The sequence below is a fragment of the Mesoterricola sediminis genome (assembly GCF_030295425.1).
Lineage (GTDB): Bacteria > Acidobacteriota > Holophagae > Holophagales > Holophagaceae > Mesoterricola > Mesoterricola sediminis.
Map to the genome: position 1 here is coordinate 2,181,793 of NZ_AP027081.1, position 15,898 is coordinate 2,197,690.

The 15,898-nt window shown below is 72.2% G+C and carries 10 protein-coding genes; 3 read left to right on the forward strand and 7 right to left on the reverse strand.

The features are described 5' to 3' along the window. The first annotated feature begins 6 nt into the window (after positions 1-6). Positions 7-681 (forward strand): SOS response-associated peptidase, encoded by a 675-nt coding sequence (locus R2J75_RS09670; protein ID WP_243331009.1) that lies wholly within the window; start codon positions 7-9, stop codon positions 679-681. Next, positions 674-1,258 (forward strand): hypothetical protein, encoded by a 585-nt coding sequence (locus R2J75_RS09675; RefSeq protein WP_243331011.1) that lies wholly within the window; start codon positions 674-676, stop codon positions 1,256-1,258. Before R2J75_RS09670 ends, R2J75_RS09675 begins: the two co-directional genes overlap by 8 nt. On the opposite strand, the gene R2J75_RS09680 is transcribed toward R2J75_RS09675, so the two are convergent. From R2J75_RS09680 to R2J75_RS09700, 5 genes are all read right to left on the reverse strand, one after another. Beyond that, positions 1,186-3,786 (reverse strand): ATP-binding protein, encoded by a 2,601-nt coding sequence (locus R2J75_RS09680; RefSeq protein ID WP_316411573.1) that lies wholly within the window; start codon positions 3,784-3,786, stop codon positions 1,186-1,188. The two genes, R2J75_RS09675 and R2J75_RS09680, sit on opposite strands and share 73 nt — an antisense overlap. Positions 3,787-3,859: 73 nt before the next feature. Further along, entirely contained in the window at positions 3,860-5,929 is a 2,070-nt protein-coding gene (locus R2J75_RS09685; RefSeq protein ID WP_316411574.1) for an NHL repeat-containing protein, read from the reverse strand. A 73-nt stretch (positions 5,930-6,002) separates the two neighbouring features. After that, complete coding sequence (locus tag R2J75_RS09690; RefSeq protein WP_243331033.1) at positions 6,003-7,577, reverse strand: DHA2 family efflux MFS transporter permease subunit; 1,575 nt, start codon at positions 7,575-7,577, stop codon at positions 6,003-6,005. A 10-nt stretch (positions 7,578-7,587) separates the two neighbouring features. Beyond that, positions 7,588-8,679 carry an HlyD family secretion protein gene (locus tag R2J75_RS09695; protein WP_316411575.1) on the reverse strand — a complete coding sequence of 364 codons (1,092 nt, stop codon included), beginning with the start codon at positions 8,677-8,679 and terminating at the stop codon, positions 7,588-7,590. Positions 8,680-8,690: 11 nt separating this feature from the next. After that, positions 8,691-10,295, reverse strand: a complete 1,605-nt coding sequence (locus R2J75_RS09700) for a TolC family protein (RefSeq protein ID WP_243346107.1) — start codon at positions 10,293-10,295, stop codon at positions 8,691-8,693. 219 nt (positions 10,296-10,514) lie between these two features. Between R2J75_RS09700 and R2J75_RS09705 the strand changes: the two genes are divergently transcribed. Continuing rightward, positions 10,515-11,642 (forward strand): Vps62-related protein, encoded by a 1,128-nt coding sequence (locus R2J75_RS09705; RefSeq protein ID WP_316411576.1) that lies wholly within the window; start codon positions 10,515-10,517, stop codon positions 11,640-11,642. Positions 11,643-11,661: 19 nt separating this feature from the next. Here R2J75_RS09705 and R2J75_RS09710 read toward each other — a convergent pair whose 3' ends face one another. Further along, entirely contained in the window at positions 11,662-13,746 is a 2,085-nt protein-coding gene (locus tag R2J75_RS09710; RefSeq protein WP_243331052.1) for a sigma 54-interacting transcriptional regulator, read from the reverse strand. 27 nt (positions 13,747-13,773) lie between these two features. Next, positions 13,774-15,846, reverse strand: coding sequence for an alpha/beta hydrolase family protein (locus tag R2J75_RS09715; protein ID WP_316411577.1), 2,073 nt, complete (start codon positions 15,844-15,846; stop codon positions 13,774-13,776). Positions 15,847-15,898: the final 52 nt, after the last annotated feature.

A 15,898-nucleotide genomic window follows, 5' to 3' on the forward strand; every position in this document is an offset into this window, starting at 1 on the left:
GGGGCCATGTGCGGACGCTACGCCCTCAGTTCCCCGGTCCAGGCCCTGGAGGTCCAGTTCGAGGCGGAGGCGCAGGTGCTGCTGGCCCCCCGCTACAACATCGCCCCCACCACCCCCGTGCCCGTGGTGCGCAACGGGGGGGCCGGCCGCATCCTCGTCCTGCACCGGTGGGGCCTCGTGCCCGCCTGGTCCCGGGAGCCGGGCGCGGGGGCCCCGATGGCCAACGCCCGGTCGGAGACCGTCGCGGAGAAGCCCGCCTTCCGGGGGCCGTTCCGCCGCAACCGCTGCCTCATCCCCGCCGACGGCTTCTACGAGTGGCGGGCGGTCCCCGGCGGGAAGCAGCCCTTCTTCATCCGGGCGGCGGAAGGGGTCCTGGCCTTCGCCGGGCTCTGGGACCGCTGGGAGGGCCCGGAGGGCACCCTCGATTCCTGCACGATCCTCACCACGGCCGCCCAGGGCCCCATGGCCCGGATCCACGACCGCATGCCCGTGATCCTCGCCCGGGAGGCCTACGCCCAGTGGCTGGATCCCGCCACCCCGCCGGACGTGCTGAAGGGCCTGCTGCGGCCCTGCCCGGAGGCCTGGCTCCGCATGCACCCGGTGGACCGCCGCGTGGGCAGCGTGCGCAACGACGATCCCGGCCTCGTGGAACCGCTCCCCGGGGAGCCCTTCGATGCCTGAATGGGCCTATGTCGCCCTCATCGCCGCCGCCCTGTTCGGGCTCCACGCCCTCCGGCGGGCGTTCTGGCTCTTCGCGCTCCTGACCCTCCCGGGCACCCTCGCCCATGAGACCTGCCACCTGGTCCTGGGGCTGCTCCTGCGGGCCCAGCCCAGCGGGTTCACCGTGGTGCCGCGGCGGGAGGGGCGGGGCTGGGCCATGGGCTCGGTGAGCTTCGCCCGCATCCGGTGGTACAACGCCTTCTTCGTGGGGGTGGCACCCCTGCTCCTGCTGCCGGCCGCCTACGGGCTCCTGCGGTGGCGCCTGGGGGCCCACCCGGGCATCGGCTGGCCGGAGGCCCTGGCCATCTTCGCCATCGCCAACCTGGTCTACGCCTCCGTGCCGTCCTGGCAGGACCTGCGCATCGCCGCGCGCTCCCCCATCGGCTGGCTGCTCCTGGCCGGCGGGCTCGCCTGGGGCTGGCACACCCTGCGCCAGCCGCGCCCCCTCCGGCCCGCGGGCCGGGTTCAGGCCTCGATGGGGGCCGCCATCATGCGGGACACCCGCTCCCCGAACGCCTCCCGGCTGAACGGCTTCTGAAGGAAGTCGGTGCCCGGCGGCAGCTGCCCGTGCTCGACCAGGATGCTGTCGGTGTGCCCGGACATGAAGATGGCCCGGAGCCAGGGCTGGGTCTCCCGGAGGCGGTGGTAGAGCTGGGGCCCGTTCATGCCGGGCATGATGACGTCGGAGATGAGCAGGTCGACGCGGTGCCCCGTGGCGAGGACGAGGGCCTCGGCGGGGGCGGGGGCCTCCAGCACCTCGAATCCCAGCCGGTGGAGGAGCTCGGCGGCGATGGCCCGCACGAGGTCGTTGTCCTCCGCGAGGAGGGCGATCTGGCCCCGGGCCGCGGCCTGGGGCAGGGCGGAGGCGGCGGGGGCCGGCTCCGGCGCCGCGGGGCCCTGGTGGGCCGGGAGGGTCACGACGAAGCGGCTGCCCTCGCCGGGGGTGGATTCGACGGTGACTTCGCCCCCGTGCTGCTGGACGATGCCCAGCACGGTGGCGAGCCCCAGCCCGGTGCCCTCCCCCTTGGGCTTGGTGGTGAAGAAGGGCTCGAAGACGCGCCGCAGCGTCTCGGCGTCCATGCCGCAGCCGGTGTCCTCCACGGCGATGCGGACCCTGGCCTCCCGGGGATCCCGCCAGGCGCGGATGCGGATCCGGCCCCCGCCCTGGATGGCGTCGCCGGCGTTGATGACGAGGTTCATCAGGACCTGCTCGATCTGGGTGGCGTCGGCCCGGACCAGGAGGGGCTGGTCGGCGCATTCGACGGTGATGTCGATGTTCTCCCGGATCGTCCGCCGGATGATGTCGATGAAGGACTCGATGACGCGGTGGATGTCGACGATCTCCAGGTTCAGGATCTGCTTGCGGCTCAGCCCCATGAGCTTGGAGATCAGGGCCTTGGCCTTGGCGGCGGCGGAGAGGATCTGGTGGGCCTTCCGTCCGTCCCGGCTCCCGGCGGCGGGGTCCTCGGCGAGGAGCTCGCTGTAGATCATGATGGGCGTCAGGAGGTTGTTGAAATCGTGGGCGATCCCGCCCGCGAGGCGCCCGATGGATTCCATCTTCTGGGCCTGGTGGAGCTGCTCGGTGAGCCGGCCCCGCTCGGCCTCGGAATCCTTGCGCTCCGTGATGTCGCGCACGAGGACCAGGCAGCGCTCGGCGCCGCCCAGGGTGGCCCGGCGCATGCTCACCTCGGCCCAGAACAGGGACTGGTCCCGGCGCCGGGCACGCCATTCGAAGACCTGGGGCTCGCCCCCGGCCATCCGGGCGAAGTGGGCGGCGGCGTCGGCGGAGGTGTAGGGCGGCTCCCCGAGGCTCAGGTCGGAGATGGTGGCCCCGAGGGCCTCCTCCCGCGTGTAGCCGTACATGGCGCACATGGTCTGGTTGACGTCCAGGATCGCGTGGCCATCCAGGTCCAGCACCAGCAGGGCGTCGCTGATGCGGTCGATGAGGGTGCGGAGCTTGCCTTCGCTCTCCCGGAGCGCGGCCTCGGCCCGGTCCCGCTCCTCCTGCCGGGCCTCGAGGGAGGCGACCATCTTGTCGAAGGCCCGCCCCACCTGGCCGATCTCGTCCTGCCGGGTCTCCAGCTGGGACCGGATGGCGAAGTCGCCGGAGCCTGCCTCCCGGGCGACGCGGCTCAGGCGCCGGATGGGGCCCACCAGGTGGCGTTCGGCGAGCAGGTGCAGCAGCCCGAAGGCGAGGGCCGCCGTGAGGAGGAAGCTGCCCAGGGCCCACCCCGCGAAGCGGTTGGCGTCCGCGAAGGCGATGGGCACGGGGATCGTCACCCGGGCGTACAGGTAGGGCGCGTCGCCGGGGTGGAGCCGGAGCCGGCGGAATCCGAAGAGGCGTTCGACCTTGTCCAGGCCCACTGCCCGGAAGACCCCTTCCTCGCGGGTGCCGTCCACCTGGGCGCGCAGGTGCGGCTGGTCCTGGAGGCCGGGCTTCACCACCGGATCCCGGGGATGGCGGTAGATGACCCGGCCGTTGTGGTCAGTCAGGTTCAGGACGGCGCCGGGGGGCAGGTTCTGGTGGGAGATGATGGTCTCGAACCGGTTCAGGTTGTAGGACGCGAACAGGACGTGGGTGACGCGGCCCTGGGGGTCCAGCACCGGCAGCGAGAAGTGGAGGGTGGGGTGCCCCGTGGCGCGGCCCACCACGTACTCCCCTACGCTGAAGGCGCGGGTGCGGAGGGCGTCGAGGAAGTACTTGCGGTCCTCCACCCGGTAATGGCCCTGGACGGACGAGGCGATGACCCGGCCTTCGGCGTCGGCGAGGCCCAGGTTGTCCACGTACGGGGTGGAGGCGTGGACCCGCTCGAGGATGGCCAGGCATTCGCCCGGCTGGGGGTTCCGCATGGCCGGGTGGGTCGCCAGGGTTTCCAGGAGGGCGTGCAGGCCATCCACCTCGGCCGCGTACTCGCGGGTGAGGGCCAGGGCGGCCCGCAGGGACTTCTCCTCGGCCGCGCGCAGATCCGACTTGTAGTTGGCGAAAACGCCCAGGCCGAAATAGAGGAAGAGCGGCGCCGTGGCCATCAGGAAGATGGCCAGCAGCCTGCCCTTGATCGTCCTCATGCTTCGCGTGGTCCCTCCCGCGGTGGCCTATGGATGTGCGATGCATAACAGTGGTCGTTCCGGGCGGCGCCTGTCAATGGGCCGCCACCAGGACGGGCAGCGCGAGGGAGACGCTGAAGCCCCCCACCGTCACGGCGGTCACCCGGACCTCGTGGGCGCCGGGGCCGGCGAAGGTGTGGCTGAAGACCAGCCCCCGGCCCGGGTCCGGCGCCAGGGTCTCGGGGCCCCGGAGCACGGTCCCGGCGGCGTCGGCGACCTCCAGGATCCACCGGTGGACCGGGTCCTCCGGCAGGAGATCCGGCCCCCCGTCGGGCAACATCAGGTGGAAGGGGCGGCCCTGGGTCGCCGGCTCGGGGCGGTCCGCGACCTCGGGCTCCAGGAAGATCAATGGACCGGCGGGCGGAGCCTCGCAGGCGGAGAGCCGCGCGATGCCCCCGCCCGTGGCCACGAAGGCCCCGTCGTCCCCGTCCCCGGCGACGCCGCGGGGGGCCGGCAGGGCCGCATAGGCCTCCGTGAGGGGCCAGGGCCTGCCCGCGCGCAGGAGGCCCCAGCGCAGGTCCGGGGCCGCGGCGTCGCCGGCCAGGGGGATGAGTTCGTGCCGGGCCGGGAGGAGGGGGTTCCGCCGGAGGCGGTGGACGGCGTGGCCCCCCTCCTCCGTCACCAGCAGGCCGGACTCGACCACCGCCAGGCCCCAGGGGCGCGCCAGGGCGGGCCCCTCGGACCGGGGGTGCCGGGACTGGCCCGCTTCCGCCACCCGGCCCAGGACGGTCCGCACCTCGCCGTCGACGGTCACCGTCCGGATGGCGTGGCCGTCCACCGCGTAGAGGAGGCCCCGCCACCAGGCGAGGCCCCTCAGGGCCGTGAAGGAGGCCTGGGCGCCCGCTCCGTCCCGGTCGCCGGGCTCCAGGGACCCCGCCAGGGTGGAGACCCGGCCCGCCGGGTCGATGCGGCGGATGGCGTGGTTGCCCGCGTCGGCCACGTACCAGTTCCCGTCCGGATCCTGGGCGAGGCCCTGGGGGGCGCAGAACCGGGCTTCCGGGCCCCGGTCCGCGTCCACCCGGCCCGGAACCCCGTCCCCCGCCAGGGTCCGCACCTGGCCGTCCAGGCCGATGCGGCGGATGGCGTGGTTCCCCGTGTCGGCCACCAGGAGGCCCGGTGTTCCCTCCCGGGGCCGGCGGGCCTCGGAGGCCAGGAAGGTGGGAAGGCGGAAGCGGGCCTCGGCCCCGGCGCCGTCCCGGAACCCGGCTTCCCCGGCGGCCCCCGCGAGGGCCCTGAGCCGCCCGCTCCCCTCCACGCGCAGGACCTGGTGGCCCGCCTCGTCGGCCACCGCGAGCGCCCCGGCGGGAAGGGAGGCCAGCCCCGCGGGCGCCCGCAGGGCGGGGGCCGCGCCGTCCTGGGCGCCCGCGGTGTGGGGCACCAGGCCCCGGGCCCGCAGGTGCATCCGCCGGATGCGGCTGGTCCACCGGTCCTGCCGGCGGTCCACGGCGTCCAGGGCCTCCAGCAGGCCCATCCGGCTCCCCTCCCGGAGGCACAGGTCCTCGCAGGTCTGCCCCGTCACCACCCGGCGCACCCAGAAGGCCCCCTCCTGCCAGGCGAGCTGGAGGGCCTCCGCCGCCGCCAGGTCCGGGGCCCAGGCGAGGCGGATCGCCAGCCCGCACCCCAGGATGCGGGTCAGGACGGCGCCCTCCTCCCCGTCCACCACCACCCGGGCCTCCCGGTCCCGCCGGCCCGTCGCCGGGTCCAGGAAGGGGAGGCCCCCCCCGGCGAAGCCCTGCCGGAGCGCGTCCTCGCCGAGGTCGGCCATGACCCGCCACAGGTGGCCGAGGGCGGGGTCGTCCCGCAGCACGAGCAGCTCGGCCTCGGCCCAGGCGCCGGAGGGCAGGTCGGCGCGCACCCGCACGAGGCGGCTGGCCTCCAGGGCCGGGGCCGTGTACCGGCCGTCGGCGGTGATCGTGCCCGGGTGCTCCCCCAGGGACCACACGACCCCGGCGGGGCTGTCCTCGTCCAGGAGGGCTTCGCAGGGGGTGGAGGCGCCCGCGGCGAGGATGGTGTCCGGACACTGGATTCGCAACCGGCCCTGCGCGGCCAGGGGCAGGGCCGCGGCGGCCAGGGCCAAGGCCAGGCGATGGAATGAAATGAACATGGGACCTCCCCGCCGGGCATCGCCCGCACAAGGAGGTCCCTGGTTCATGGGCCCCGGTGGGTTCCCGGGAACCTCAGTGGTCCATCACCACCGGCTTCTGGCCCGCGTGGGTCTTGCGCATGAGCAGGAGGAGGGGCAGCAGCACGAAGCACAGCACCCCCATGATCCAGAAGGTGTCCGAGAAGGCCATCATGTTGGCCTGCCGGAGCAGGGTCCCGTAGGCCATCCCCTGGGCCTGGTGGGCGGCGTCGGGGAGGCTGGAGCCCTTGGCCACCAGCACGTGCTGGGCGTTCTGGAGGAAGCCCTGGTACTGGAGGCTGCCCGGGTGGAGGTTGCCCACGAGGTTGGCCTGGTGGACCTGGCCCCGCCTGGACAGGATGGTGCTCACCAGGGCGATGCCGGTGCTTCCGCCGATGTTGCGCACGAGGTTCAGCATGCCGGTGGCGTAGCTGGTCTTGTCCATGGGCACGTTCTGGAAGGCCGTCACGTTCATGGGGATGAAGAGGAAGGCCAGGCCCAGGCTCTGCAGCATGCGGCTCATCATGGCGGTCTGGAAGGGCACCTGCAGGTTGAAGGCGGACATCCAGAGGAGTCCCGCGCCGCAGGTCATGAACCCGAAGGCGATGAGCTTGCGGGTGTCCACGAACTTCAGGAGCCGCGCCACCAGGGGCATCATGAACAGGATCACCACGCCGCCGGGGCTGAGGATCCAGCCCGAGAGGCTCGCGGTGTAGCCCAGCAGGGTCTGCAGGAAGATCGGGAGCACCGCGAGGCTGCCGTAGAGCACGAAGCCCAGGACGAACAGCATCACCGTGGAGACCGCGAAGTTCCGGTCCTTGAGCAGGCGGAGGTCCAGGATGGGATGGTCCTTCTTCAGCAGGTAGAAGACGACCCCCACGAGGCAGACCACGGCCAGCACGGCGCAGACCACGATGAGGTTCGAGGCGAACCAGTCCCTGCGCTGGCCCTCGTCGAGCACGATCTCCAGGGCGGCGAGGCCCAGGGTCAGGATGCCGATGCCGAGGTAGTCGACCTGGAACCCTTCCTTGATGGACGCGCGCTTGAGGGTCGGCGGATCGTGGACCATGCGGTAGGTAAGGAAGAGGCTGAGGGCCCCGACGGGCACGTTGATCAGGAAGATCCAGTGCCAGCTGTAGTTGTCGGTGATCCAGCCCCCCAGGACGGGGCCGACGATGGGGGCCAGGACGACGCCCATGCCGTAGAGGGCCATGGCCGCGCCCCGCTTCTCGTGGGGGAAGTTCTCCACGAGGATGGCCTGGGACGTCGGCTGGAGGGCGCCGCCCCCCAGGCCCTGCATGATCCGGAAGAAGATGAGCCACGGAAGGCTGGGCGCGAGGCCGCAGAGCAGGGAGCTCACCGTGAACAGCAGCACGCAGGTCATGTAGAAGCGCTTGCGGCCGAACAGCATGCCGAAGTAGCCGCCCAGGGGCAGGACCACGGCGTTGGCCACCAGGTACGACGTGAGCACCCAGGTGGCCTCGTCTACCGTCGACGACAGGTTGCCGGCGATGTGGGGCAAGGCCACGTTGGCCACGGAGGTGTCGAGCACCTCCATGAAGGTGGCGATCATCACCACGAGGGCGATGAGCCAGGGATTGAAGGCCTTCTGCGGCCTTTCAGGGGTCATGGGCGGGGGCCTACTTGGTGAGGATGGTGGCGTCGACGTTCATGCCGGGGCGGAGGATGACCTTGTCGGCGTCCTCCTTGTCCAGCCGGATCTTCACGGGGATGCGCTGGACGACCTTCACGAAGTTGCCCACCGCGTTCTCGGGGGGGAGGAGGCTCATCCGGCTGCCGGTGGAACCCGCCACGCTGTCGACGGTCCCGTGCAGGGTCATGCCGTTCATGTCCACCTCGACCTCGGCCTTCTGGCCGGGGCGCACGTTCTTGAGCTGGGTCTCCTTGAAGTTGGCCGTCACCCAGGTCTGGTGCAGGGGCACGAGGGTCAGGAGGCCCTGGCCGGGCTGGATGATCTGGCCGGGCTCCACGGTCTTGCGGGTCACGACCCCGTCCACGGGGGCGACGATGCGGGTGTAGCCGATCTGGAGGAGCAGGGCGTCCAGGTTGGCCTTGGCGGCGGCGATGCCGGCGGAGGCCTGCTTGGTGCGGGCCTCGGAGGCGCTGAGGGCGGCGCGGCGGATGTCGGCCTCCTGCTTCACCCCGGCGAGGCGGCGCTGGGCGGCCTTCCATTCGTTCTCCGCGACCTCGGCGGCGTTGCGGTAGGCGTCGAACTGCTGCGCGCTGATCTCCTGGCGGTCGGCGAGGGGCCGGGTGCGGACCACGTCGGCCTTGGCCTTCTCGAAGGTGGAGCGGCGGGCCTCGAGGTTGGCCTCGGCCACCTGCAGCTCCGAGCTCCGGGCCTGCTCCAGGCTCACCCGGGAGCGGTCCACGTCGGCCGAGGCGCTGGAGGCCTGGGCCTCGGCCTGGGCGAGGGCCGCCCGGGCCTGGTCCACGCGGGCCTGGAGGTCGCGGGCGTCCAGCTCCACGAGGACGTCGCCGGCCTTCACGGGCTGGTTGTCCTCGACGGCGATCCGCTCCACGCTCCCGCCGACCTTGGCGGAGACGGGGACGAGATGGCCGTCCACCTGGGCGTCGTCGGTGCTGACCCGGTCCTTGAAGTGGTACCACCCCGCGCCCGCGGCCAGCACGGCCACGACGGCGGCGGCGGTCAGGGCCAGGCGGGTGCGGTCGCGCCGCGAATTGTCTTTCATCTCGGTGATCTCGGTCATGGTCGGCTCCGTCAGTGCGCGAAGAGGGGTTCCAGCTGCCCCATGGCCTTGGCCAGGTCGGCGCGGGCCTGGTTGAGGCGGTGGAGGGCGTTGATGCGGTTGTCGGTGGCCCGCGCCAGGTCGTCCTGGGCGGCGGTCACCTCGATGTTGTTGGAGACGCCGGCCTCGAACCGGTGGCGGGCCTGGACCATGGCCTCCTCGGCGAAGGCCACGGCGCTCGTGGTCACGGCGACCTCGTTCTTCGCCGACTCGATCTCGGCCTGGGCGACCTGGACCTCGTAGCCCACCTGGCTGCGGATCTCCTTGCGCTCCTGCTCGACCCGGGCCAGCTCGGTCTTGGCCTTGGCCACCTGGGCGGAGACGCGGCCGCCGGTGAAGAGGGGCACCTTCACGCCCACGCCCAGGGTGTAGATGGGCACCCAGGGCTGGCCGGGGTAGAGCCCGGTGGAGTTGTAGGTGCCGGTGGCCACGACGGTGGGCAGGCGCAGGCCGCGCGCGGCGTCCTGCAGGTCCTTCGCCGCCCGCTCCCGGGCGTCCAGGGCCGCCAGCTCGGGGCGCTGGGCCAGGCCCTTGCCGTAGGCCTCCTGGAAGGTGAAGGCCGGCGCCTCCGGCGCGGCGAGGGGGTCGGTGAGCTCCAGCCGGGTGTCCGGCGCGAGGTCCAGGAGCTTCACGAGCCCGTACTGGGCGGTGCGCCACTGGGTCTCGGCCTGGATGAGGCGCTGCCGTTCCGACTGCAGGGCCACCTGGGCCCGGAGGGTGTCCAGCCGGGTGCCGATGCCGTTCTTCTGCTGGTTCTCGGCCAGGGTTTCCAGCGCCTGGGCGAGCTCGACGCGGCTGGCGGCAGCCTTCATGGCCTCCGAGGCGCGCTGGCTGCGCAGGTACTGGCCCACGATGAGCGCCGCGATCTGCTCCCGCACGGCCCGGGCCTGGGCCCGCACCGAGGCCTCGCCCTGCTGGGACGCCTTCCAGCGCTTGTAGAGGGAGAGGTCGAAGAGGGGGGCCTGGGCCTCGATGCCCACCTGGCCCGCGTTGAACGGCCCCACCACGTTGGGGCCGCCGGGGGTCGGCGTGCCCAGGAGGATGTCGAAGTTCTCCTTCATGCGGGTGATCGCGGCCTCGGCGCCCACGCTGGGGAGCAGGGCACCGGCGGCCATGCGCCGGTCCTCCTGGGCCTGGGCCACGCTCAGGAGCGATTTCTGGACCTCCGGGTTGCGGCTCAGGCCCTGGCGGAGGGCCTCGGCCATGCTGAGGGACATGGGCGGCTCGGCGGCGGCCAGGGCGCCCGCGGCCGTCGCCGCGGCCAGGGGGAGCCAGAGGAAGCGCAGGCGGGCCGCGCCCACCTCGCCCCCGTGGAGGATGGCCTGGACGATGGGTCCCACGTAGCAGCCGGCGCCGACGAGGCCCAGACCCTCCCGGTGCAGGTCCGACAGGAGGGCGCGGCCCGCCTCGTCTACGAACCATACATTGCGAAGGTCCACCGTGGCGGCGCGGGGATCCGTGGCGGCCCGGCGTTCGCTCCAGGCCTGGGCCAGCTCGGCCACCCAGGGACCCGACAGTTTGCCCTCCAGGACCAGGGTGAGCCGGCCGGCCTCGTCCTTGGGCGTGATTCGTAGCATGGGAACCTCCGACCGGGAGACCATTGCCGGAACCGTGCCATTTGTAAAAGTGAACTAAATGCTTAAGATAACTCCGACGAGCTGCCGAAGTGCCGAACCGGAATTGCCGAAAAGTCGGCAGTCTGCCGAAATGTCGGCCCGTTCGGCGGAGTGACCCGCGTGCCTTGACAGCAGGGGCGGGGCTCCTAGGTTTATATATAATTAATAACAGGGGTGCCCATGAAAGCCTTGCTCCTCCTGGCCCTTCCCGCCCTGCTGGGCGCCCAGGATCCGTCGAGCGCCGCGACCGAGAAACCCCGGCTCGCCAAGGAGGTCCTCCTGAAAGCCATCCAGGACAACGCGCCCATCCTGGTGCCCCACGGGGACGAGCTCTACCAGGTGACGAGCGTGGAGAGCTTCCTGGCTGTTTCGGAGGTCTACCCATACAACGAGGGAGGCCAGACCCATCATTTCGGGCTCCGCCTCAAGGGCGCGAAGGACACCGGCCTCAAGGGCATCTTCTCCAAGGACACCCGGGCCAAGGGCGGCGACCCCAAGAACGCCAAGGTCTACATCAATGTGAAGGTGGGGAAGGAGACCACCGACCTCCAGTACTGGTTCCTGTACGCCTACAACGGTCCGGGGAGCGTCTATTTCGCGACCGGCAACGCCCTGCCGAAGGTGCTCCCGGCCTTCCTGACCCTCAACCAGCTCAAGAAGACCTATTCCAGTCCCAACCAGCCCATCCAGCTCCAGACGCTGGGGGCCCACGAAGGGGACTGGGAGCACCTCACGGTGCGGATCTCCAACGTCGACGGCCAGCGGATCCCGGACAAGGCGGTCTTCATGTCCGCCCACGGCGACGGGGGCTGGTACCCCGAACGCTCCGTCCTCGCGCCCGACCTGAAGGGCAAGGGGAGCCGGATCTGGGCCTTCGCCTCGAAGAACGGCCATGCCCTGTTCACGACGCCGGATGTCCACCTGTACAGCCAGTTCAAGTCGCCCATCACGGGGCTGGCGGTCTTCGCCCTCGTCAACGACACGTCCAAGCTGGGCGGCCAGGCGCTGACCGTGGACTTCGGGCTGCCCCTGCCCGGGGGCAAGGGGAGCCGCCTGGAGATCATGGGCGTCCAGGGGGATCCGGCCCTCGTCAAGGCCCTCGGCTTCACGCCGCCGGCCTGGATCGCCAAGTACCCGGACCGGTGGGGGCGCTATGTGGAGAAACCGGTTCCCCTGGAGAATGTCCCGGGCCTGAAGACGCCGATGAAGCAGATCCTGGACAAGCTCGGGCTCCTGACCGAGATGACCCTTGAAGCGGGCCCCCAGCCCCCCTGGAAGAAGGGCATCTGGGACAAGGAGGACGAGTAGGGCGGGGCCTGCCGGCCCGTCACCCCACCGGCCGAAGCGGGCCCTCGCCGATCCCGAGCTTCTTCATGCGGCTCTGGAGGGTCGTGCGCTTCATGCCCAGCCGGGCCGCGGCGCCGGCCGCGCCGCCCACCCGGCCCCCGCTGGCCTCCAGGGCCTTGAGGATGGCGCTCCGCTCCGCGTCCCGCAGGGTCTCGCCCTCGACCTGGGCGGGGCGGGCGGGGGCCAGCTCGGCGAAGGGGATGCGCAGTTCCCGGCCCGGGCTCAGGATCACGGAGCGCTCGATGAAGTTCTCCAGCTCCCGCACGTTCCCGGGCCAGTTCCAGGCCGCCAGCGCCTCCATGGCGCGGGCGGGGATGGCGTCGATGGGCTTGTGCATGCGCTGGGCGAACTTCTGGGTGAAGTAGCGGACCAGATCGGGGATGTCCTCCCGGCGCTCCCGGAGGGGCGGGATGCGGATGGGGAACACGTTGAGGCGGTAGAAGAGGTCGGCCCGGAAGGTCTTCGCCTCCACCATGGCCGCGAGGTCCTGGTTGGTGGCGGCGATGAGGCGCAGGTCCACCTTGCGGGGCTTCACGCCGCCGAGACGCTCGAACTCCCGTTCCTGGAGGGCCCGCAGGAGCTTGGGCTGGAGCTCCAGGGGCAGGTCGCCCACCTCGTCGAGGAAGAGGGTGCCCTCGTGGGCCAGCTCCAGGCGCCCGGCCTTGGCCGAGATGGCGCCGGTGAAGGCCCCCTTCTCGTGGCCGAAGAGCTCGCTCTCCATGAGCCCGGCGGGGATGGCGGCGCAGTTGATCTGGACGAAGCTCTTCTCGGCCCGGGGGCTGAGGCCGTGGATGGCCCGGGCCATGAGTTCCTTGCCCGTGCCGGTCTCCCCCAGGAGCAGCACCGTTGCGCCGCTGGGGGCGACGGTCTCCACCTGCCGCAGGACCTTCATCAGGCTGGCGCTGTTGCCGATGATCTCCAGGCCGTAGTCCCGGTCCATCTCCTCCTGCAGGTAGAGGTTCTCCTGGGCCAGCTTGTCGCGGAGGGCCTGGATCTCCTCGTAGGCGAAGGCGTTGTCCAGGGCGATGGCCACCTGGGCCCCGGCCCGGCCCAGGAGGTCGGCCACCGCGGGCGGGAAGGCCCCTTCCCGGCGCGACGCGAAGCTCAGCACCCCCATGACCCGGTTGCGGCTGATGAGGGGCACGCTGCACATGGAACGCAGGCCTTCGCCCTCGACCATGACCTGGGGCACCGGCGGCGGGAAGGCCAGGAGGTCCTCCCGGGTGAAGACGCAGGGCTGGCGGAGCTCCATGGCCCGCCCCGTGGGGCCCAGGCCCGGGGCGAAGCCCCGGTTCTCCTGGATGTGGCCCCGGCTGCCGGGGAAGTCGATGAACCGCACCTCCACTTCCCGCCCGTCGTTCTGGGCGACCACGAGCACGAGGCCGTCGTAGGCGATGTGGCGGCGGAGGTTCGCGGAGATGGCCTCGAAGAGGTCCCGGGGCTCCCGGTGCGCCATGAGCTCGTTGGTGATCTCCAGCAGGACCCGCTGCTGGTCCCGCTCCCGGGTCAGGCTGGCGTTGAGTTCGTCCAGCTGGCGGAGGCGGAGGATGCGCAGGGCGTAGCTGGAGAGGAACCGGGCGAGGAAGATCAGGTAATCGTGGCCGACGGCCTGGAAGGCGCCGGGCTCCCGGCTCGCCAAGGCGAGGCCCCCCACGAGGCGCTCCGGTGTCCGCAGGGGCAGGAGAACGGCTGAACGGAAGCCCATGTCCTTCAGCACCCGGCCCATGCCGCCCGAACCGCAGGCTTCGGCCTGTTCCAGGCAATAGAAGTCCTTGGCCAGGTTCCGGGTGGCCTCGACCCAGGCGGGCAGGGGGCTCACCGGGTCCAGGAGGCCGTCCGGTCCCGATTGGGCGGCCCACTGGGAGAGGGGCAGGCCCTCGTCGGGGGCGCCCAGCCAGAGAGCCAGCCGATGGAGGGGCAGGTCCTCCTGCAGCACCCGGTACAGGGCCGGGCCCAGGGTCTCCAGGTCCCGGCAGGGGCCCAGGGCCGCGGCCGCGTCCAGCAGGTGGGCGAGGCGGGCGGGATCCAGGTCCCGGAAGGCCGGGGTACGGGGCTCAGGCGTCATCCGGGGATGATAGCAGGAGGGGCTTCCCTACTTCAGCCACCGCCCCAGCCAGCCCTGGACTTCCTGGAACCAGTGGCGGCTGTCCTCGCCCTTGCTGATCCAGTGGTTGGCGTCGGGGAAGACCAGGAGGCGGCTGGGCACCTGGAGGCGCTGCTGGAGGGCGAAGTTCATGAGGGCGTTGTTGAGGGGGACCCGGAAGTCCTTCTCGCCGACGGTGATGAGGATGGGCGTGCGGAAGCCGGTGCCCTTGTCGTGGTTCCCGGCCTGCAGCAGCGGGCTCTGGTCGGTCCAGGCCTTCGCCCCCGCCCACACGGGGCCGCCGGTGGAGATCTCCCGGTGCCAGCCGCCGTCGCTGGTGCCCCACTGCATGGCCAGGTCCATCTCCCCGGCGTGGCTGACGATGGCCTTGAAGCGGGTGGTGGTGGCCTGGAGCCAGTTGGCCAGGTGCCCGCCGTAGCTGGCGCCGGCCGCGGCCTGGCGGGAGGCGTCCACGAAGGGGAACCGGGCGATGGCGTCGTCCGCGGCCGCCAGGATGTCCAGGGCGGGGCCGCGGAGGGGATCCAGCTGGATGGCGCGGGCGAAGGCCTCGCCGTAGCCGGTGGAGCCGGTGTAGTCGGTGAGGAGGACCACGTAGCCGGGCTCGGCCATCAGATGGTAGTTCCAGCGCAGGCCGAAGGCGTCCCGCCACATGTTGGCCGCGCCGCCGTGCATCAGGACGAGGAGGGGGTACCTGCGGGCAGGGTCGAAGCCGCCGGGCCGGATCAGCATGCTGTGGATCCGGCGGCCCCGGGAGACGGTCCAGAAATGCTCGACCGGGGACCAGCGGAGATCCCGGGCCTGGGCGGCATTGAAGGCGGTCAGGGGCCGCGCGCCGGCGGGGCCGAAGGCGTGGATCTCGGCGGGCCGGACGGCGCTCTCCCACTTGCCCACGAGGGCGGGTCCGCCCGCGGCCAGGCCGGTGACGCAGCCGGTGTCCGGGCAGGGCTCGTCCCGCACCGTGCCGCCCTCCAGGGGCAGGGAGTGCAGGCGCTCCAGGCCGGCCTCCTCGTACGTGAAGTAGACGCGGCCGGCGCCCTCGGGCAGGGCGTAGCGCTCCACGCTGCGGTCGAGGGCCGCGGTGAGGACCCGGGGCGTGTCCTGGAAGGGCCAGGGGTAGCTCACCAGGCGGGTGACGTCGTAGACCTGGCCCGGCGTCTCCGCGCTCCGGGCGCAGAAGAGGCGCCGGCCGCCGGGGGCGAACGCCAGGTGGCCGTGGTGGCCCTCCCCGGAGGTCAGGCGCCGGGGCTCGCCGCCCCGGGCGTCCACGAGGAAGAGGGGGGTCTGGAGGTTGGCCAGGGCGGCCTGGTCGCGGTTCACCGTGGCGGCGAAGACCACCCCTGCGCCGTCCGGGGTCCAGGCGGCCTCCAGGGTCTGGCCCCCGTCGTTCTGGAGGGTGCCCGAGAACCCGGGGGAGGCGGCGAGGGCGGACCCGGCGAGGAGATCCACGGCGGGGGCCCCCGCCCGGGCCTCCTGCACGAAGAGGTGGGCCTTCCGTTCGCCGAGCCAGTGGTCCCAATGGCGCACGGGGTAGGCGTCGTAGGCGCGCACGTTGTACTTCCGATCCTTGCGCTCCCGGGTGGCGGCCCTGTTCTCCGCCTCGGTGCGGGCCCCGGGCCAGACCTCGCTCACGTAGAGGAGGCGGGTCCCGTCGGGGCTCCAGCGGGGCGCGTCGGCCCCGAGGGCGGCGTCCGTGATCCGCTGGGCCTCGCCGCCCCCGGCCAGGTCGAGCACGTAGACCTGGGGCGCCTCGTCCCCCTCGCGCTTCGCGGTGAAGGCCAGGCGCCGGGAATCGGGACTCCAGGCCACGTCCCCCTCGGCGCCCCGGGTGAACGTGATCTGGCGGGGCGGGGCCCCGTCCTCCAGGGACCGGATCCACAGATCGGAGGTCTGGTCCTTGGGATCGTAGGCGGGGCTGGTGACCGTGAAGACCACCCGCTTGCCGTCGGGGCTGGGCACGGGGGAGCCCACCCGCTTCATCAGCCAGAGGGCCTCGTGGGTGACGGGGCTCCCGGCGAAGGCGGGCGCCAGGAGGGCGGCGGCGAGGAGGATGGACCGGAGCATGGATACCTCGTGATACGACAACCATAGCATCGCGGGATCCGGGGCAGGGGGG

Excerpts from the sequence above, each read along its gene's own strand:
- R2J75_RS09670 (WP_243331009.1), top strand. The coding sequence starts at position 7 with ATGTGCGGACGCTACGCCCTCAGTTCCCCGGTCCAGGCCCTGGAGGTC.
- R2J75_RS09675 (WP_243331011.1), top strand. The coding sequence starts at position 674 with ATGCCTGAATGGGCCTATGTCGCCCTCATCGCCGCCGCCCTGTTCGGG.
- R2J75_RS09680 (WP_316411573.1), bottom strand. The coding sequence starts at position 3,786 with ATGAGGACGATCAAGGGCAGGCTGCTGGCCATCTTCCTGATGGCCACG.
- R2J75_RS09685 (WP_316411574.1), bottom strand. The coding sequence starts at position 5,929 with ATGTTCATTTCATTCCATCGCCTGGCCTTGGCCCTGGCCGCCGCGGCC.
- R2J75_RS09690 (WP_243331033.1), bottom strand. The coding sequence starts at position 7,577 with ATGACCCCTGAAAGGCCGCAGAAGGCCTTCAATCCCTGGCTCATCGCC.
- R2J75_RS09695 (WP_316411575.1), bottom strand. The coding sequence starts at position 8,679 with ATGACCGAGATCACCGAGATGAAAGACAATTCGCGGCGCGACCGCACC.
- R2J75_RS09700 (WP_243346107.1), bottom strand. The coding sequence starts at position 10,295 with ATGCTACGAATCACGCCCAAGGACGAGGCCGGCCGGCTCACCCTGGTC.
- R2J75_RS09705 (WP_316411576.1), top strand. The coding sequence starts at position 10,515 with ATGAAAGCCTTGCTCCTCCTGGCCCTTCCCGCCCTGCTGGGCGCCCAG.
- R2J75_RS09710 (WP_243331052.1), bottom strand. The coding sequence starts at position 13,746 with ATGACGCCTGAGCCCCGTACCCCGGCCTTCCGGGACCTGGATCCCGCC.
- R2J75_RS09715 (WP_316411577.1), bottom strand. The coding sequence starts at position 15,846 with ATGCTCCGGTCCATCCTCCTCGCCGCCGCCCTCCTGGCGCCCGCCTTC.